Below are 17,634 nucleotides of genomic sequence, written 5' to 3'. Positions count from 1 at the left end.
GCGCACCTAAACTTCCGTGCGTTGGCGCGGTCATTACCGCGTTGCCTTGCCTGGATCGTCGATGGACACACCGCACAGCGCCGCCCCCCACCGCCTGCAGCAGGCCTTCGTGCATTTGCGCGACGAACTGCAGCGCGAGGTGATCGGCCAGCCGCACCTGATCGAATGCCTTCTGATCGCGCTGCTGGCCGATGGCCACCTGCTGGTCGAGGGCGCGCCCGGCCTGGCCAAGACCACCGCGGTCAAGGCGCTGGCCGCGCGCATCGAGGCCGATTTCCATCGCGTGCAGTTCACTCCCGACCTGCTGCCGGCGGACCTCACCGGCACCGACGTGTTCCGCCCGCAGGCAGGCAGTTTCGAGTTCGAACGTGGGCCGCTGTTCCACAACATCGTGCTGGCCGACGAGATCAACCGCGCGCCGGCCAAGGTGCAGTCGGCGCTGCTGGAAGCGATGGCCGAGCGCCAGATCACCGTCGGCCGCAGCACCTGGCGGTTGCCCGACCTGTTCCTGGTGATGGCCACGCAAAATCCCATCGAGCAGGAGGGTACCTTCGCATTGCCCGAGGCGCAGCTTGACCGATTCGTGATGCACGTGACGATCGGCTATCCCGACGCGGCCTCGGAGCTCGCCATCCTGAAGCTGGCCCGCGAACAGGCGCGTCGCGCCCTGCACCCGGCCGCGTCGCCGCGCGCGCTGCTCAGCCCGGCCGACGTCTTCGCCGCGCGCGACGCCGCGCTCGAAGTGCACGTGGCGCCCGCGCTCGAGGAATACCTTGCGCAACTGGTGCTGGCCACTCGCGATGCCGGCCGCTACGGCGCAGAACTGAAGCGTTGGATCGCCTGGGGCGCGAGCCCGCGTGCAACCATCGCACTCGACCGTTGCGCCCGCGCGCACGCCTGGCTGGCCGGGCGCGACTACGCGTTGCCCGAGGACGTGCACGGTGTGGTGCATGAAGTGCTGCGCCACCGCGTGCTGCTCAGCTACGAAGCCGAGGCCGAGGGCGTGCGCAGCGACCAGGTCATCGACCGCCTGTTGGATCTCGTGCCGCTGCCGTGATGTCCGCCGTGCCCGCGCGCGCCGACGGCGATGGCCGCGCCACCGTATCGCTGGCCGAACTGCTCGCCCTGCGCGCGCGGGTCGGTCGCGTGCGTCCGCTTCCGCTGGACAGCCGCGCCGCGCAGGCGGGGCAGCAATCCAGCCGTCTTTACGGCCGCGGCATGGATTACGCCGAATCGCGCGTCTACCAGCCGGGCGATGACGTGCGCCGGCTCGATTGGCGCCTCACCGCGCGCAGTGGCGAATTGCACACCAAGCTGTTCCAGGAAGAGCGCGAGGGACGCTTGCTGATCCTGCTCGACACGCACGCCAGCATGCGTTTCGGCACCCGCGTGCGCTTCAAGTCGGTGCAGGCCGCGCGCGCGGCGGCGCTGGCGGCCTGGTATGCCGTGCGTGCGGGCGAGCGCGTCGGTGCGATGGCCTTTGGCAACGGCCAGCACCTGCTCAAGCCGCGCGGTGGTGCGCGTGGTGCGGTGGCCCTGTGTGGCGCGCTGGCGGAATGGGATGCCGATGCCGCAACCGACGATATCGACGAGCCGCTATCCGATGCGATCGCACGTGCGGGTCGCCTGCATGGCGCCAGTCGTGTCCTGCTGATCAGTGACGGCTTGAGTTGCGACGAGGCGGCACGCAGTCGCCTGCGCGAAGTGACGCGCCACGCGCGTGTCGCCGTGCTGGTTGTGGCCGATGCACTCGAGCGCGAGCTGCCGCCACCCGGTCGCTATCCGTTCGAACACGACGGCGAACGCCGCGAGGTCAGTCTCCAGGGCACGCGCCAGCGCAGTGAATTCCAGCGAGCCCTCGGCGCAGGCCATGCGCGCCTGGCAACGTTGGCCCAATCGCTCGGGCTGCGCTGGCGCAGCATCGACACTGCCGCCGACCCGCTGGAGGCGTTGACGGCCTTGCTCGGCGTGAGGCCCGCCCGATGATGCGCCACCTGCCTCCCCCCAAGGGCCCGGAGCTGCGCGACATTCACCTGCCGCCAGCGCCACCCTGGTGGCCGCCGGCACCGGGTTGGTGGCTGCTGGCAGCATTGGTGCTGGTGCTCCTGGGCACGGGAGTGTGGCTGTTGCTGCGCGAGCGGAAGCGGCGCCACCGCCGCGCACGCATCCTCGCCGAGGTCGATGTGCTGGCCACTCGCCACGCGGCCGACGCGCAGGCGCTGGCGGCCGGCCTGCATCAGCTGTTGCGCCGGGTGGCGCGGACGCACGACCCGGCGGCTGCCCGTCTGCGCGGCGAAGCCTGGCGCCAGGCGCTGGCGCGGGTGCCGGTCGATGCACCGACGCTGGAGCGCCTGCTCACGCTGGAGCCCGCGATGTATCGCCCGCACCCCTACGACACCCGCGCCATGCTGGAGGCCGTTCGCTGCTGGCTGCGGGTCGCGCTTGCCACGCAGGGCAAGGGGATGCGCCGTGCCTGAGCTCGCCTGGCCCGATTTCGCCTGGCCGTGGGTGGTGCTGCTGCTGCCGCTGCCCTGGCTGCTGCGTCGCTGGCTGCGTCCGTTGCCGCCAGGACAAGCCCTGCACCTGCCGCATCCGGGCGTGGCGTTGGCGGCGATCGAGCGGCAACCGGGTCGCGGCCGAGCCAACTGGTGGCTGGCGCTGGCCTGGCTGTGCCTGGTCGCCGCGGCGGCGCGACCGCAGTGGGTCGGACCGCCCCAGGCACAGCAGCGCAGTGGACGCGCGATGCTGCTGGCGATCGATCTCTCCGGCAGCATGCGCACCGAGGACATGAACCTGGCCGGGCAGGATGTCAGCCGTTTCGAAGCGGTCGAGACCATCGCCAGCGACTTCATCGCGCGTCGCGCCGGCGACGAGCTGGGCTTGGTGTTGTTCGGCAGCCGCGCCTTCCTGGTCACGCCGCTGACCTACGACCTCGACGCCGTACGTGCGCAGCTGAAGGGTTCCGCCGTTGGTCTGGCCGGCACCGAGACGGCCATCGGCGATGCCATCGCGGTGGCGGTCAAGCGCCTGGCCGGCCTGCCGCAGCAGGCGCGCGTGCTGGTGCTGCTCACCGACGGCGTCAACAACGCCGGCAACATTGCGCCCGAACAGGCTGCCGCCGCGGCGAAGGCGGCCGGCGTGCGCGTCTACACCATCGGCGTCGGCGCCACGCAGATGCGCGTGCCCGACTTCTTCGGCATGCGCCTGGTCAATCCCTCGGCCGACCTGGACGAGGCCATGCTGACGAAGATCGCCCAGGACACCGGCGGGCGCTTCTTCCGCGCCACCGACACGCACGAGCTGGCCTCGGCCTACCGCACGATCGACACGCTCGAACCGATGCCCCAGCACGGGCCGGTGTTGCGCCCGCGCCACGAGCTGTTCCGTTGGCCGCTGGGTGGGGCCATGCTGCTGCTTGCGCTGGCCCTGGCCTCCCGCGCAGGCGCGATGAGGGAGCGCCTGGCATGAACGAGGCGCTGCAGATGTTCCATTTCCTGCGACCGGCCTGGTTGTGGCTGCTGCTCGTCATGCCTCTGCTGGCGTGGCTGGCCACACGCGGGCAGGGGGCGCGCGCGCAGCTGGAAAGGCTGGTCGACCCCGAGCTGTTGCCGCATCTGCTCCAAGGCCGGGCCCAGCGGCACAACGTGCCGCCAGTCTTGCTGGCGCTGGGCTGGTTGCTCGCCGTGCTGGCGTTCGCCGGGCCGAGCTGGAGCCGGGTACCGCAGCCGCTCTTTGCCGACCGCGCGGCGCAGGTGGTGGCCATTTCCCTGAGCGACCGCATGCTGGCGCGCGATGTCGCGCCGAGCCGGCTCGACCGCGCGCGCTACAAGGCGCGCGATCTCTTCGCCGCCAATCGCGGCGGACTCAACGGCCTGGTCGCCTATGCCGGCGAGGCTTTCGTGGTCGCGCCGCTGACCAGCGACGCCAACAGCCTCGACGACCTGCTCGACGCGCTCGCCCCGGACACGATGCCGGTCGAGGGCGACAACGCCGCCGCCGCGATCGCGCGCGGCGCGGCGCTGATCCGCGACGCCAAGGTGGGCGGCGGTTCGCTGATTCTGGTCACCGACGACGCCGATACCGAGGCCCTGCAGGCCGCACGCCAGGCTCGCGCCGACGGCGTGCGCGTCTCGGTGTTGGGCGTCGGGACCTCCAAGGGCGGGCCGGTACCGCTTGCCGAGGGCGGTTTCCTGCGTGATGCACACGGTGGCGTGGCCATGGCCGGCCGCGACGATGCCGCGCTGGCGGCGCTCGCCGCCGCCGGTGGTGGGCGCTATGTTCCCATGCGGGCTGACCATATCGACATCGAGGCGTTGCAGGATCAGCTGCGCACGGGTGATGCCGACCTCGCTACCGGCCAGGTCAGTTCGCAATGGGAGGACCGGGGTCCTTGGCTGCTGCTGCCGCTGCTGCCTTTGCTGGCGTTGGCCTTCCGCCGCGGCTGGCTGTTGCTGTTGCCGTTGGCGTTGGCGCCGCTGCTGGTGCCGGCGCGCGCGGAAGCCGGTACCTGGCACGATCTGTGGCAGCGCCGCGACCAGCAAGCCACCCAGGCGCTGCGCCAAGGCCATCCGAAACAGGCCCTGGCGCTTGCCCGCGATCCGGTGCTGCGCGGCGTGGCCGCCTACCGCGCGGACGATTACGACAAGGCGATCGAAGCGCTGCAGCCGGTCGGCACCACCGACGCGCAGTACAACCTCGGCAACGCGCTGGCCAAGGCCGGCCAATACCAGGAGGCGCTTGCGGCCTACGACCGCGCCCTCGCACTCGATCCGCACAATGCCGACGCCAAGGCCAACCGCCAGGCGGTCGAGGACTGGCTGCGCCGCCAGCCGCCACCGCAGGATCCCAATTCCGACGCGCAGAATCAGAATGGCGGCAAATCCTCCCGGTCCCAGCAGGGCCAGGGCGATGAGCAGTCCAAGAAGGACAGCCAGGGCAACCGCCGCGGTGAGCAGCAGGACGGCAAGCAGGACAACCAGGGCCAGCAAGGCCAGGGCCAGCAGCAGCCGGACGCACAGGGCAACCAGGACAGCCAGCGCAATGGCGGGCAACGCGAGCAGCAGGGCGCCAACCGCCCGCTGACCGCGCAGGAACGCGCCGAGCAGCAGGCCCGCATGGCGCGCGCGGGGCAGGCGCTCAAGCAGCAGATGGACCGTGCGTTGGGCGACCAGGCCAAGGCCAAGGGCAACGAGCACCAGCTCGGCGCGCTGGACAAGGACGACCCGCAGGCGCGCCTGCCGACCGAGCTCCGCCAGGCGCTGCAGCGCGTGCCGGACGATCCGGGCGCGCTGTTGCGGCGCAAGTTCGAACTGGAATACCGCCAGCGCCACGGCGTGGCGAACCCGGAGGACCTGCCGTGAGGCGATGGATCGCGCTCGTCCTGCTCGCGTTGCTGCCGATGTTGGCGCAGGCCGCGCAGGTGCACGCCTCGCTCGATCGCAACCAGGTGCAGCTGGGCGAGACGGTCACGCTGAATCTGCAGGTCGAGGGCGGCGCCCTGGCGCAGGCGCCGGACCTGGCCGCGCTGGCCCCGGACTTCGAGGTGCTTGGCCGTTCCAGCAACACCAGCGTGAGCATCCTCAACGGGCAGCGCAGCGTGCAATCGACCATCGGCATCGCGCTGCGGCCCACGCATGCGGGCCAGCTGACGATCCCGGCGCTGGATTTCGCCGGCGGACAGACCCAGCCACTCACGCTGACGGTCACGCCGCCCGATCCCCGCGCGGCCGCCAACAGCGGCAAGGCGGTGTTCCTCGAAGCGAACGCGCAGCCGACCACGGTACGCGTGGGCCAGCAACTGCTTTTCACGGTCCGGCTGTACTTCGCCGGCAGCCTCAGCAGTGGTTCGCTGGAAGATCCGCGGCTGCCCGGCATCGATGCGCGCCGTCTGGGGGATGACCTCGATTACGACGTGGTGCGCGGTGGCCGTGCCTACCACGTGATCGAGCGCCGCTACGCCCTGATCCCCCAGCACGCCGGTGCCATCGAACTCCCGTCGCTGCAGTTCCAGGGCGAATTGATCGATCCGACCGACCCGGACAGTTTCTTCGCCATGGGCACGCCGGCGATGGCCGCCTCGCCCACGGTTTCCATCGACGTGCAGCCGGTCCCGCCGCAATGGGGCAGCAGCACTTGGTTGCCGGCGCGCGCGCTCGCCCTGAGCCTGGAAGGGCTTCCCGCCGACGGCAAGGCGCGCGTCGGGCAGCCGCTGGACCTGGCGATGACCTTGCAGGCCACCGGCTTGCCCTACGAGGCGCTGCCCGCACTGAGCCTGCCGGAGCTCAAGGGCGCCACCGTCTATCCTGACAAACCGGTGACCGGCACGCGCAACGACGGCCAGTGGCTGATCGGACGTCGCCAGCAGAACTTTGCCGTGGTGCCCGGCCAGGCCGGCACGCTCACGATTCCCGCGATCACGCTCAAGTGGTGGAACGTGCAGAGCGGCCGGGTCGAGGAGGCGCGGATTGCGGCGCATGCGCTCACCGTGCTGCCTGCGGCCGGCGGCTCGGCGGCGCCGGCGGCGAGCGTTCCCGCGACGACCACTTCCGCGCCGATGCCAGCCGCGGTCGCGGCCGCGGGGAAGGCCGTTGCCGGCCGCGTGCCTGCGTGGCGCGTACTCGTGCTGATCGGGGCAGGCGTGCTGTTGCTCGGCGGTGCGCTGGCCGCATGGTGGGCATGGCGTCGGCGCGTGCGCCCAGGCGCCGAGCCAGCGTCCGCCTCCCCAACCAACCGTGCGTTGCGCCTGGCTTTCCTGGCCGCCGCGCGCGGCAGCGACGTGGCGGCCCAATCCCACGCGTTGCTCGCCTGGGCGCGCGCGGAGCGTCCCGGGCTGACCGGCCTCGGCGCTCTGGCCGAGGCGCTGGCATCGTCCGCGCAGCGCGAGGCGATCGAGGCGTTGCAGCGCCGCCGCTTCGCCGCTGCCGCAAGCGGCCCGTCGCCGGATCTGGCGGGCACCTTCCGGCGGGGTTTCCAGTGGCGCGAACCGCCGTCGGGCGAGGAGCCGCCCTTGCCGCCGCTCTACCCGTTCAAGCTGCGTTGAACACGCGCTGCCACAGTTGCGTCATTGCCTCGTTGAGGAAACACAGCCGTACGTCCATGGCTGGCGCGGGCAGCCGGGCAAGCGTCCTGCGCAGGCTGGCGCAGGCGACCTCGGCCGCCAGCTCCGGCGGGTAGCCGTAGACGCCGCAGCTGATCGCGGGAAAGGCGATCGAGCGCAGGCCATGCTCGTGTGCCAGTTGCAGGGAATGGCGGTAGCAGGCGGCGAGCAGTTCCGGCTCGTCGTGGCCGCCGCCGCGCCAGACCGGACCCACCGTGTGGATCACGCACGTGGCCGCCAGATCGAAGCCGGGCGTGATGCGCGCCTCGCCGGTGGGACAGCGCACGCCGGCCGAGGCTTCCGGCAGCGCCGCGCAGGCTTCCAGCAGGCGGGGGCCGGCCGCGCGATGGATCGCGCCGTCGACACCGCCGCCACCGAGCAGTTGCCGGTTGGCGGCATTGACGATGGCATCGACCGACAGGCGGGTCAGGTCGGCAGTAAGCAAGGTAATGGACATGGACAATAGTGTTTGGCGCGGGCCGCGCTTTATGCTCTGGCTTGGGACGGGAGACGCATAAAAAAATGAAACCGGAAGACATTCCGTTCGGTTACCTGCTCAGCGATGTCACCTTGCTGTTCCGCAAGCATTTCGATCGGCGTGCCGTGCGCTTCGGGCTGACCCGGGCGCAGTGGCGGGCGATCAAGATGCTGCATCATCGCGAGGAAAACCTGCGCCAGACCGAGCTCGCCGAACTGCTCGAGATGGAGCCCATCGCCGTGGGCCGCGTGATCGACCGGCTGCAAACGGCGGGCTTCGTCGAACGGCACCCTGATCCGAAAGACCGTCGCGCCTGGCGATTGCACCTGACACCCCGTGCGCGTGCAGTGATCGACGACATGCAGGACATCGGCCGTGGCCTGCGCAAGGACGCCACCGCCGGCATCAGCGCCGAGGAACTGGCCCAGGCGCTGGCGGTGATCGGTCGCATCAAGGACAACCTGCAGTCGCTGGAGCAGAGCGAAAACGGCGGCGACTAGGTCGCATGGCAGGGGGCGTTGCCGTGCGCTTTGCGGAAAATGGCCGCGACAGGTAAACCCATGGCCGGCTGCCGCGTTGTGGCAGGCTCACTCCGTGGCACAAGCCTGCCCGCGCGCTGACCGCCCGGGCCCCAATCGACCGTCCGCATGTCCCCGAAAAAAATCCTGCTGCTCCTGGCCGTCCTCGCGCTCGTCGCGCTCGTCGCGCTCGGCGTGCGTTTCGCCTGGCGTGCGGACACGGCCGCGCCTGCCGATGCACGACCGGCCGCCCGCGCGGTCCCGGTGCAGGTGGCGGTGGCGCGGCAGGGCAACCTGGACCTTTCGCTCAGGCTGGTCGGCCGCGCGGAGGCCTGGTCCAGCGTGACCCTGCGCGCGCAGGTCACCGGCCAGCTCGAGTCGCTGGCGTTCCAGCCCGGCAGCCGGGTGAAGAAAGGGCAACTGCTGGCCCGGCTCGACACCCGCCTGTTGCAGGCGCAGCTGGATCAGGCGCGCGGCCTGGTCGCGCGTGACCAGGCCCAGCTGAAGAAGGCCCAGGCCGATCGCAAGCGCTATGCGGACATGCTGGGCAAGGGCTACGTGTCCAAGGCCGACTACGACACCTACCAGGCAAACCTCGCCGTGGCGCAGGCCACGTTGCAGGGCGACCGCGCCGCCCAGGAACTGGCCCAGGCCAACCTCGACTATGCGCGCATCGTGGCGCCGTTCGACGGCATCACCGGCGCGCCGCTGGTGTGGCCCGGCGCCCAGGTCAGCGCACAGACGACCGACATCGTGGTGCTCAACCAGGTGCAGCCCATCCGCGTCGCCTTCAGCCTGCCCGAGGCCAGCCTGGGTTCGGTGCGCGACGCGCTGGCGCGCGGTCCGGTGACGGTGCGCGCGAGCGTCCCCGGCCAGTCGACCTCCCTCGCCGGCACATTGCAGTTCGTCGACAACGCGGTGGACAACAGCACCGGCACGATCCTGCTCAAGGCGCGCTTCGAGAACCCGGACATGCGCCTGACGCCCGGGCAGTTCGTGCAGGTGACCCTGCCCACGACGCGCATTGCCAACGCGGTCTCGGTGCCGGTGGTCGCGCTGCAGAGTTCCTCGCGCGGCAGCTTCGTATTCGTAGTGGGCGCGGACGACACCGTCACGCAGCGCTATGTCACGCCCGGGCCGGCCGCGGACGGGCAGCAGGTGATCGCCAGGGGGCTCAGGGCCGGCGAGCGGGTAGTGACCGAAGGGCAGATGTTGCTGGTCGAAGGGACGAAAGTCCGTGTTGCGGGCTGACCGCTCTGCTCCCTCTCCCCTCCGGGGAGAGGGCTGGGGTGAGGGGCCGGGGCTCGCGGGGAGCTCTCTACAGGGCCAAGTTGAAGAGCCAGCGACTCTCCCGTCAACAACCGCTATCGCAAGGGCCGCCCCTCACCCCAACCCTCTCCCCGAAGGGGAGAGGGAGCAAGCTCACGGGTAACTGGTCCATCGATGAACATCCCCCAGCTCTGCATCCGCCGCCCGGTGATGACCACGCTGCTGATGGCCGCGCTGCTGGTGTTCGGCATCGTGGCCTATCCGCGGCTGCCGGTGAACGAACTGCCCAACGTCGACTTCCCCACCATCAGCATCAGCGCCAGCCTGCCTGGCGCCTCGCCCGAGACGATGGCCTCGGCGGTGGCGACGCCGCTGGAAGGCAAGCTCTCGACGATCGCCGGGATCAGTTCCATGAGTTCGACCAGTGCGCTGGGCTCGACCTCGATCACGCTGACCTTCGAGCTGGACCGCAACATTGACGCCGCCGCGCAGGACGTGCAGGCGGCCATCTCCTCGGCCCTGCGTCAGTTGCCGAAGGAGATGACCACGCCGCCGACCTTCCGCAAGGTGAACCCGGCGGACGCGGCGATCCTCTACCTGGCGATGAGTTCCTCGACGTTGCCGCTCACCCAGGTCGACGAGTACGCCGAGACCGAGCTCGCGCAGCAGTTGTCGATGGTCGACGGCGTGGCGCAGGTGAACGTGTACGGTTCGCAGAAGTACGCCGTGCGGATCAGCCTGGATCCGGACAAGCTCGCCGCCAGCGGCATCGGCATCGACCAGGTGCAGGCGGCGGTGGCCGACGCCAACGTGAACAAGGCCACCGGTTCGCTGTACGGACAGCGGCAGCAGCTGCCGATCCGCAGCGACGGCCAGCTCGAGCGCGCGGCCGCCTACAACGACGTGGTGGTGGCCTACCGCAACGGCGCGCCGGTGCGCGTCGGCGACCTCGGTCGCGCGCGCGACAGCGTGCAGGACGACCAGAAGGCGAGCTGGTTCAACGGCGAGCGCGCCATCGTGCTGGCGATCCAGCGCCAGCCCGGCGCCAACACGGTGGAGACGGTCGACCGCATCAAGCAGGTGCTGCCCGGCTTCGAGGCTGGCCTGCCGCCGTCGGTGAAGCTGCAGGTGCTGTACGACCGTTCCCAGTCGATCCGCGAATCGGTGGACGACGTGCAGTTCACCCTGCTGCTGGCCGGGGTGCTGGTGGTGCTGGTGATCTACCTGTTCCTGGGCAACCTCTCCGCGACGCTGATACCCGCGGTGGCGCTGCCGATCTCGGTGATCGGCACGTTCGGCGTGATGTACGCGCTGGGCTACAGCCTGGACAACTTGTCGCTGCTGGCGCTCACGCTCGCGGTCGGTTTCGTCGTGGACGACGCGATCGTGATGCTGGAAAACATCGTGCGGCACATCGAGGCGGGCGAGGCGCCCTACGACGCGGCGATAAAGGGTGCAGGCGAGATCGGCTTCACCATCTTCTCGATGACGTTGTCGCTGATCGCGGTGTTCATCCCGGTGATGTTCATGGGCGGCATCGTGGGGCGCCTGTTCCACGAGTTCGCGGTGGTCATCAGCGTGGCGATCCTGATCTCCGGCGTGGTCGCGATCACGCTGACGCCGATGCTGTGCAGCCGCTTCGTCAAGGCGCACGATCACGAGGCCAGGAACTGGCTGATCGCCGGCTTCGATCGCGGCTTCAACGCCGTGCACCGCGGCTACCTGTCGAGCCTGCGCTGGTGCATGGACCGCCCGCGGCTGGTGCTGGCCGCCTTCGCGGCGAGCCTGGCGGTGACCGCGCTACTGTTCGTCGTCGCGCCCAAGGATTTCATTCCCGCCGGCGACAGCGGCCAGCTGCGCGTGAACACCGAGGGACCGGAGGACATTTCCTACGATGCGATGGTCGCGCGCCAGCGTGAGCTGGCCGACATCGTCGCGAAGGATCCGAACCTCGCCGGCTACATGTCCAGCGTGGGTGCGGGCGGTTCGCGCGCCACAGTCAACAACGGCTCGATCCTACTGCTGCTCAAGCCCGCGAGCCAGCGCGCGCTCGACGTCGATGGCGTCACCGAGGAACTGCGCCGCAAGTTCGCGGAAGTACCCGGCATCCGCACCTACATCCAGAACCCGCCGGCGATCCGCGTGGGCGGACGGCAGAGCAAGGCGGAGTACCAGTACACGCTGCAGTCGATCGACATCAACGCGCTGTACGACTGGTCGGCCAGGGTCACCCAGTCCTTCGCCGCGCTCCCGGGCTTCCAGGACGTCACCAATGACCTGGACCTCAACAGCCCGTCGATCGTGGTCGAGGTCAACCGCGACAAGCTCGCGCCGCTGGGCCTGACCATGGCGCAGGTGCAGGACGCGCTCGGCGCGGCCTTCGGCGAAAACCAGGTGTCGACCATCTACGGTGCGGCCAGCCAGTACTGGGTGATCCTCGAGGTGCAGCGCGCGCTGCAGGACGATCCGTCGGTGCTCTCGCGCCTGTACGTCACTTCCGACACCGGCAAGGCGGTGCCGCTGGACACGGTCGCCAGCTTCGCGCGCAAGCCCCAGGTGCTGACCGTCAACCACCAGGGCCAGCTGCCGGCGGTGACGGTGTCGTTCAATCTGGCACCCAGCATGAGCCTGAGCGAAGCGGTCGGCGAGATCGATGGCGCGATGGCGAAGATGGGCCTGCCGGCGACCATCACCGGGTCGGTCCAAGGCACCGCGCAGGCGTTCGCCGAGTCGATGCAGGGCATGGGCCTGCTGCTCCTGCTGGCGGTGTTCGTGATCTACCTGGTGCTGGGCATCCTGTACGAGAGCTTCATCCATCCGCTCACCATCCTCTCCGGCCTGCCGGCCGCGGCGGTGGGTGCCTTGCTCACGCTGGTGCTGTTCGGCGCGTCGCTCGACCTGTTCGCCTTCGTCGGCATCGTGATGCTGATCGGCATCGTCAAGAAGAACGCGATCATGCTGATCGACTTCGCATTGGAGCGGCAGCGCGAGGAAGGCATGGCGCCGGCGGCGGCGATCTTCGACGCCTGCCGCGTGCGCTTCCGCCCGATCATGATGACCACCATGGCTGCCTTCGCCGGCACGCTGCCGATCGCGCTGGGTGTCGGCGCCGGCGCCGACGTGCGCCGCCCCCTGGGCCTGGCGGTGGTGGGCGGCCTGGTGGTGTCGCAGGTGTTGACGCTTTACCTGACGCCGGTGATCTATCTGGCGCTCGACCGCCTGCGTGCGCGGCTGGCGCGGCATGGCGACGTAGCGGTGTCACCGCGGGGAACGTGAGGGCGCGTCGACCGGGCTTGGGTTAAGTTGGGGGCATTCGCCCGGAGATCCGCCATGCCTCGCACAGCCACCGCTGTTCTCACGCTTCTGTTCACCTTGGCGGGAGCCGGTTGCACGACACGTGCGAGCGAGCCGGGATTGCTCGATGATGCCGCGCTCGCGGCCTACGCGGCCAAGCCATTCGACAAGCACGCGATGATGGGCCGGACGGTCGAGCTCGGCCGCAATCACGGCGTTGCGGTGGTAGCCGAGTTTCCCTGTTCGGACGTCTGTCCGCAGTACACCGTTCGGATCATCCATTATCGGCTGCCCGAAGGCGCTGATTGCGCCAGCGCCGGCGGCGTGGAGAAGACCGTCGGTGTGCCGGTGGCGATCGCGGTGCTGCCCAAGACGTTCTGCGTGCCAGAGGCGCTTGTGGACAGTGGTGGCTATTACACCCGCTAGCGATTCCGCGGGAGAAGCCCGGGGTGGCAGAGCCCGCCCCGGGCCAGCCGGACTCAGTCCCCGGCGCCGTCGTCGGCGAAGGCGCCTGGCGCGGAGCCGAAATCACCCTCGGCCTGGGCGGCCATGTACGAGAACGCCGCATACACCGCCACGTTCTGCGCCAGGTCCTTCGGGTCGATCTTGTCGAGCGTGTCGTTGGCGGTGTGGTGCCAGTCGAAGTAGTACGTACCGTCCTGGGTCAACGAAAGCGCGGCCATGCCCTTGCCGTGCATCTGCGACAGGTCCGAGCCGCCGCCGCCGGGGCGCTTGGCGTCATAGGCCACGCCGATCGGCGCCAGCACCTTGGCAATCTGCCCGATCGCGCCGCGTGCCTCGGGCTTGACGCTGGCGCTCATGCGCCAGACGCGGCCCGAACCGAAGTCCGACTCGGTGCCCAGCTGGAACTTGTGCACTTCGTTCGCGTGCTTCTCCGCGTAAGCGCGCCCGCCCCACAGGCCCATCTCCTCGTTGGCGAAGGCGATCACGCGGATCGTGCGGTCCGGGCGCTGGGGCAGGTCGTGGATCAGCTTGCCGGCGCCCATGGCGATCGCCACGCCTGCGGCGTCATCGATCGCGCCGGTGCCGAGGTCCCAGGAATCCAGGTGGCCGCCGATCGCGACGATCTGGTCCGGATATTTCGCGCCGGTGATCTCGCCGATCACGTTGGCGCCGGTGTACTCGCCTTCGATGCCGCAATCGAGATCCAGCTTCACCGTCACCGGCTTGCCGTAGCCGAGCACGCGCTCGAGCTGGTCGGCGTCGGGGTTGGACAGTGCGGCCGCGGGGATGGCCTTGGCCGGATCTCGGAAGCCGGTGACGCCGGCGTGCGGCGTGCGGCTGTTCGGATCGGTGCCGGCCGAGCGCAGCAGGTAGCCTGCGGCGCCCTTGGCCTGCGCGATCACCGGGCCCTGCACGCGGATCGGCGAGCCGATGCCGTAATCATGGCCATCCTTGTGCCGCTGCATGCGGAACCCGATGTACACGATCTTGCCCTTGATCGTGGACGGATCGGCCGCCTTGAGCGCGTCGAGGCTGTCGAACTTCACCACCTGCGCGGTCAGGCCGCCCTTGGGCGTGCCCGGCGAATAGCCCAGCGCGGTCAGCACCAGCGACTGCGGGAACGGCGAGACGATCGCGCCGCTCTCGCTGTGGCGCACCCACTTCGGGTAGATGACCGGCTCGGTGTAAACCTTGTCGAAGCCCAGCTCCCTGAATTTGGCGAGCGCCCAGTCGACGCCGCGCTTGTCGGCCGGGCTGCCGGCCAGGCGCTGGCCCACCTCGGTGGTGAGCGACTCGACGATGCGGTAGCCGGTGTCGTCGTGCATCGCCTTGTCGCGCAGGTGTTCGGCCGTCTTTACGGCCGCGGCGGGAATCGTGGTGTCGGCGGCGCAGGCAACGCCGCTGGCCAGCAGCAGGCTGGCGGCGAGCAGGGTGAGGGAGGGACGGCGCATCGGGGAACTCCGCTGGGGATGAACGCCCGATTATTGAGGCCGCGGCAGCTAACGGCGTAGGCCAGAAGTCACGGGGGCAAGGGACGGAGGACGTGGCGCGCCGCTCCATCCCTCGCGCCTCGGATTCTTTATGGCTTCGTCCGGAGCAGGTCGCGAATCTCAGTCAGCAGCACCACGTCGGCCGGCGGCGCTGCGGGCGCGGGTTCCGGCTTGCGACTTATCCGGTTGATCGCCTTGACCATCAGGAAGATCGCCAGCGCGATGATCAGGAAGGTGATGACCGTATTGATGAACGCACCGTACTGGATCGCCACCTCGGCTACCTTGTTGGCCGGGTCGGCAGGCTTGAGCACCCACTTGAGGTTGCTGAAATCCACGCCACCCGTGGCCAGGCCGATCGGCGGCATGATGATCTGGTCGACCAGCGAGGTCACTACCTTGCCGAACGCAGCACCGATGACCACGCCGACGGCGAGGTCGATCACGTTGCCGCGCATGGCAAATTCCTTGAACTCCGTGAGCATGCCCATGCGAATCCTCCCATTGCAGGGAATTCCCCCGCGAAAGACTCTAGCGCGGCCGCGTTGCGTGGAACAGCGGCTCAGACCACGCGGCCATCCAGCACGGCGATGCCTTCCAGCCCGGCGTGGAAACGGTCCCCACGATGCAATGCGGCCACGCCCGCCGGCGTGCCGGTGAACAGCAGGTCGCCCGGCTTCAGTTCGAACAGCTTCGATAGCGCCGCGATGATCGCCGGCACGTCGTGGACCATGTCCTGGAGCGTGGCCTGCTGGCGTAGAACGTCGTTCACTTCCAGGCTGAGCCGCGTCTGCGGACCGGGCCGGCCCTGCTCGGCAGGGCGCAGCGCGGACACCGGCGCGGAATGGTCGAACGCCTTGGCCACGTCCCAGGGATGGCCTTTGGCCTTGGCCTGCGCCTGCAGGTCGCGCCGGGTGAGGTCCAGCCCTACGCCGTACCCGAAGATCAGTGTCTCGGCCAGATCGGCCGTGAGGTCGCGACCGCCACCGGCCAGCGCCACCACCATTTCCACCTCGTGATGCAGTTCGGCGGTGGCGGTCGGGTAGGGCACGTCCGCGCCATCGGTGACCACCGCATCGGCCGGCTTGCAGAAGAACATCGGCTGGTCGCGGTCGACCGTCGCGCCCATCTCGCGCGCGTGGTCGGCGAAATTGCGACCGATGCAGAAGATCCGGCGCACAGGGAAGCGGTCCTCGCTGCCGAGCACCGGCAGGCTGGGGACGGCGGGCTGGGGAATGGCGTAGCGCATGCGCTCGAGCCTAGCAGACCGTATTGTCGCGCTGGCGCAAAAAAACGCAGCTGGTGTCGTCCCACCGCGCGCTGCGCGGCGCGCCGACGGCGCAGCCTGGCGGGGCCGTCGAGGTTGCCGGGGGCGCGGCCGGCACGTTGTTGGCCAGCCTTCCCGGCTGCCGGCGAGCTCCCTGCCGAGGCGCTGGCTCGCTGGGCGCGGGCTGTGGTGGGGCACGCCCACGATGTCACCGTGCCGCGCTACGCTGGTACGCAACTACGCCATCCTGTCCGAGGCGACCTTGACCGCCGCCGCGGCGCGTCTGGCGCGGGCGGTCGGCGCCGTCGCCGCGCATCGGGAGAGGTCGGCAGGGACATGCGTCGCCGCCTGAGCCCGTGCGCGTGACACCTGTCATCGCCGATGACTGATGGCACCATCTGCCGTCGGACCGCGGCTTGCCGCATCGTTTGCACTTGCGAAATGGACTTGTGGGAGCCAAGGCGTGGACAACGGGGAACTGCTCAGGCAGCTGAAGATCGATCGCGGGCACCGTGAAGCGGTGCAAACTGCGTCCGTGCGCTGGCCGTGGATCGTCGGGGCCGTCGTGCTGGCGCTGCTGGCGCTGGGCATCGGCGGCTGGTGGATGCTCGGCAACCGCGCGGTGGCGGTGCAGACCGCCGCGGCCGCGGCCCCCGGCGGCGGCGATGCCGGCGCGGTGCTGCAGGCGACCGGCTATGTCACCGCGCGCCGCCAGGCGACGGTATCAGCGCAGATCACCGGCACGCTCACCGATGTGCTGATCGAGGAGGGCGACCACGTCACCAAGGGGCAGGTGCTGGCGCGATTGGAGGACAGCGCCTACCGCGCCAACCTCGACGCTGCCCAGGCCAGCGCCCGCGCGGCGCAGGCGCAGGTGGGCCAGCTCCAGGCGCAGCTGGCCCAGGCCCGGCATGATGCGGCCCGCCAGGACGCGCTGGTCGGTCGCGGGCTGGTCGCCAGGCAGGCCGCCGAGCAGGCTCACACCCAGGTTGCTGCGTTCGTCGCTCAGCTCAACGCGCAACAACGCCAGGCCGAGGCCGCGCAGGCGCAGGCCAAGGTCGCCCAGGTCGACTTCGACTACACCGTGGTGCGTGCCCCGTTCGACGGCGTGGTCACCGACAAGTCCGCGCAGGTAGGCGAGATCATCTCGCCGCTGTCGGCTGGCGGCGGCTTCACCCGCACCGGCGTGGGCACGATTGTCGATATGGATTCCCTCGAGGTCGATGTCGACGTGAACGAGGCCTACATCGGCCGCGTCAAGCCGCACATGCCCGCCGAGGCGGTGCTCGATGCCTATCCCGACTGGCGCATCCCGGCCCACGTGATCGCCATCGTGCCGGCCGCCGATCGCGGCAAGGCGACGGTGAAGGTGCGCGTGGCGCTGGAGAACAAGGACCAGCGCATCGTGCCGGACATGGGCGTGCGCGTGTCGTTCCTGGAAACCCGAACCAAGACCACCGCGCAGTCGCCGCGCGGCGTGCTGGTGCCGGCCGCGGCGATCGCCCGGCGCGACGGCCATGAGGTGGTGTTCGTGGTGCAGGGCGAGCGCGTGCAGCAGCGGCCCGTGCAATCGCAGGCGCGCGGCGACCAGCGCCTGGTGCCCGAGGGCGTGCAGCCCGGCGAGACGGTGGTGCTGTCGCCGCCGGCCGAGTTGCGCGACGGCACGGCGGTGCGTGTCGAGAACAAGCAGTCCTGAACGTCGAATTGCAGTGACGGGTGCCCCTTCGCGGGCATCGGCGCAAGCCTCAAGCAAACCA

At 69.9% G+C, this 17,634-nt stretch carries 15 protein-coding genes; 11 read left to right on the top strand and 4 right to left on the bottom strand.

The annotated features are described in order from the left end of the window. The first annotated feature begins 61 nt into the window (after positions 1-61). Genes ACFWZ4_RS05915 through ACFWZ4_RS05890 form a run of 6 tightly spaced genes read left to right on the top strand, consistent with a single transcriptional unit; the run spans position 62 to position 7,039 of the window. On the top strand, positions 62-1,057 hold the full coding sequence (locus tag ACFWZ4_RS05915; protein ID WP_439703812.1) for an AAA family ATPase: 996 nt from the start codon (positions 62-64) through the stop codon (positions 1,055-1,057). Then, positions 1,057-1,986 carry a DUF58 domain-containing protein gene (locus tag ACFWZ4_RS05910; protein ID WP_439703811.1) on the top strand — a complete coding sequence of 310 codons (930 nt, stop codon included), beginning with the start codon at positions 1,057-1,059 and terminating at the stop codon, positions 1,984-1,986. Before ACFWZ4_RS05915 ends, ACFWZ4_RS05910 begins: the two co-directional genes overlap by 1 nt. Then, entirely contained in the window at positions 1,983-2,477 is a 495-nt protein-coding gene (locus tag ACFWZ4_RS05905) for a DUF4381 family protein (RefSeq protein ID WP_439703810.1), read from the top strand. Before ACFWZ4_RS05910 ends, ACFWZ4_RS05905 begins: the two co-directional genes overlap by 4 nt. Beyond that, positions 2,470-3,468 carry a VWA domain-containing protein gene (locus ACFWZ4_RS05900; RefSeq protein ID WP_439703809.1) on the top strand — a complete coding sequence of 333 codons (999 nt, stop codon included), beginning with the start codon at positions 2,470-2,472 and terminating at the stop codon, positions 3,466-3,468. Before ACFWZ4_RS05905 ends, ACFWZ4_RS05900 begins: the two co-directional genes overlap by 8 nt. Beyond that, positions 3,465-5,360 carry a tetratricopeptide repeat protein gene (locus ACFWZ4_RS05895; RefSeq protein WP_439703808.1) on the top strand — a complete coding sequence of 632 codons (1,896 nt, stop codon included), beginning with the start codon at positions 3,465-3,467 and terminating at the stop codon, positions 5,358-5,360. The genes ACFWZ4_RS05900 and ACFWZ4_RS05895 overlap by 4 nt, the downstream gene beginning before the upstream one ends. Further along, positions 5,357-7,039, top strand: a complete 1,683-nt coding sequence (locus tag ACFWZ4_RS05890; RefSeq protein ID WP_439703807.1) for a BatD family protein — start codon at positions 5,357-5,359, stop codon at positions 7,037-7,039. The genes ACFWZ4_RS05895 and ACFWZ4_RS05890 overlap by 4 nt, the downstream gene beginning before the upstream one ends. Here ACFWZ4_RS05890 and ACFWZ4_RS05885 read toward each other — a convergent pair. Then, positions 7,026-7,553, bottom strand: a complete 528-nt coding sequence (locus tag ACFWZ4_RS05885; protein ID WP_439703806.1) for an O-acetyl-ADP-ribose deacetylase — start codon at positions 7,551-7,553, stop codon at positions 7,026-7,028. The two genes, ACFWZ4_RS05890 and ACFWZ4_RS05885, sit on opposite strands and share 14 nt — an antisense overlap. A 65-nt stretch (positions 7,554-7,618) precedes the next feature. On the opposite strand from ACFWZ4_RS05885, the gene ACFWZ4_RS05880 reads away from it, so the two are divergent. The 4 genes from ACFWZ4_RS05880 (at position 7,619) to ACFWZ4_RS05865 (ending at position 13,081) form a co-directional block, all read left to right on the top strand. Further along, positions 7,619-8,074 (top strand): MarR family winged helix-turn-helix transcriptional regulator, encoded by a 456-nt coding sequence (locus ACFWZ4_RS05880; RefSeq protein ID WP_439703805.1) that lies wholly within the window; start codon positions 7,619-7,621, stop codon positions 8,072-8,074. Between the two features lie 147 nt (positions 8,075-8,221). Further along, positions 8,222-9,343 carry an efflux RND transporter periplasmic adaptor subunit gene (locus ACFWZ4_RS05875; RefSeq protein WP_439703804.1) on the top strand — a complete coding sequence of 374 codons (1,122 nt, stop codon included), beginning with the start codon at positions 8,222-8,224 and terminating at the stop codon, positions 9,341-9,343. 192 nt (positions 9,344-9,535) lie between these two features. After that, positions 9,536-12,637 (top strand): efflux RND transporter permease subunit, encoded by a 3,102-nt coding sequence (locus tag ACFWZ4_RS05870; RefSeq protein WP_439703803.1) that lies wholly within the window; start codon positions 9,536-9,538, stop codon positions 12,635-12,637. Between the two features lie 54 nt (positions 12,638-12,691). Beyond that, positions 12,692-13,081: a hypothetical protein gene (locus tag ACFWZ4_RS05865; RefSeq protein ID WP_439703802.1), complete on the top strand. Its 390-nt coding sequence runs from the start codon at positions 12,692-12,694 to the stop codon at positions 13,079-13,081. A gap of 53 nt (positions 13,082-13,134) precedes the next feature. Here ACFWZ4_RS05865 and ACFWZ4_RS05860 read toward each other — a convergent pair whose 3' ends face one another. From ACFWZ4_RS05860 to ACFWZ4_RS05850, 3 genes are all read right to left on the bottom strand, one after another. After that, positions 13,135-14,571, bottom strand: coding sequence for a M20/M25/M40 family metallo-hydrolase (locus ACFWZ4_RS05860; protein ID WP_439703801.1), 1,437 nt, complete (start codon positions 14,569-14,571; stop codon positions 13,135-13,137). A gap of 128 nt (positions 14,572-14,699) precedes the next feature. Continuing rightward, positions 14,700-15,101 carry a large-conductance mechanosensitive channel protein MscL gene (gene mscL, locus ACFWZ4_RS05855; protein ID WP_439703800.1) on the bottom strand — a complete coding sequence of 134 codons (402 nt, stop codon included), beginning with the start codon at positions 15,099-15,101 and terminating at the stop codon, positions 14,700-14,702. Positions 15,102-15,172: 71 nt separating this feature from the next. Continuing rightward, complete coding sequence (locus ACFWZ4_RS05850) at positions 15,173-15,859, bottom strand: fumarylacetoacetate hydrolase family protein (protein ID WP_439703799.1); 687 nt, start codon at positions 15,857-15,859, stop codon at positions 15,173-15,175. Between the two features lie 481 nt (positions 15,860-16,340). Here ACFWZ4_RS05850 and ACFWZ4_RS05845 point away from each other — a divergent pair, with 481 nt between their 5' ends. Further along, positions 16,341-17,573: an efflux RND transporter periplasmic adaptor subunit gene (locus ACFWZ4_RS05845; protein ID WP_439703798.1), complete on the top strand. Its 1,233-nt coding sequence runs from the start codon at positions 16,341-16,343 to the stop codon at positions 17,571-17,573. Positions 17,574-17,634 lie beyond the last annotated feature (61 nt).

It is taken from the genome of Frateuria sp. GZRe12 (assembly GCF_051900535.1).
Lineage (GTDB): Bacteria > Pseudomonadota > Gammaproteobacteria > Xanthomonadales > Rhodanobacteraceae > Frateuria_A.
Note: the sequence above shows the minus strand (reverse complement) of the source record. Positions and strands in the feature narration are given on the sequence as shown.

What these genes read in the sequence shown, in the direction of transcription:
- ACFWZ4_RS05915 (WP_439703812.1), top strand. Translation starts at nt 62, where the DNA reads ATGGACACACCGCACAGCGCCGCCCCCCACCGCCTGCAGCAGGCCTTC.
- ACFWZ4_RS05910 (WP_439703811.1), top strand. Translation starts at nt 1,057, where the DNA reads ATGTCCGCCGTGCCCGCGCGCGCCGACGGCGATGGCCGCGCCACCGTA.
- ACFWZ4_RS05905 (WP_439703810.1), top strand. Translation starts at nt 1,983, where the DNA reads ATGATGCGCCACCTGCCTCCCCCCAAGGGCCCGGAGCTGCGCGACATT.
- ACFWZ4_RS05895 (WP_439703808.1), top strand. Translation starts at nt 3,465, where the DNA reads ATGAACGAGGCGCTGCAGATGTTCCATTTCCTGCGACCGGCCTGGTTG.
- ACFWZ4_RS05885 (WP_439703806.1), bottom strand. Translation starts at nt 7,553, where the DNA reads ATGTCCATTACCTTGCTTACTGCCGACCTGACCCGCCTGTCGGTCGAT.
- ACFWZ4_RS05880 (WP_439703805.1), top strand. Translation starts at nt 7,619, where the DNA reads ATGAAACCGGAAGACATTCCGTTCGGTTACCTGCTCAGCGATGTCACC.
- ACFWZ4_RS05875 (WP_439703804.1), top strand. Translation starts at nt 8,222, where the DNA reads ATGTCCCCGAAAAAAATCCTGCTGCTCCTGGCCGTCCTCGCGCTCGTC.
- ACFWZ4_RS05870 (WP_439703803.1), top strand. Translation starts at nt 9,536, where the DNA reads ATGAACATCCCCCAGCTCTGCATCCGCCGCCCGGTGATGACCACGCTG.
- ACFWZ4_RS05865 (WP_439703802.1), top strand. Translation starts at nt 12,692, where the DNA reads ATGCCTCGCACAGCCACCGCTGTTCTCACGCTTCTGTTCACCTTGGCG.
- ACFWZ4_RS05860 (WP_439703801.1), bottom strand. Translation starts at nt 14,571, where the DNA reads ATGCGCCGTCCCTCCCTCACCCTGCTCGCCGCCAGCCTGCTGCTGGCC.
- mscL (WP_439703800.1), bottom strand. Translation starts at nt 15,101, where the DNA reads ATGGGCATGCTCACGGAGTTCAAGGAATTTGCCATGCGCGGCAACGTG.
- ACFWZ4_RS05850 (WP_439703799.1), bottom strand. Translation starts at nt 15,859, where the DNA reads ATGCGCTACGCCATTCCCCAGCCCGCCGTCCCCAGCCTGCCGGTGCTC.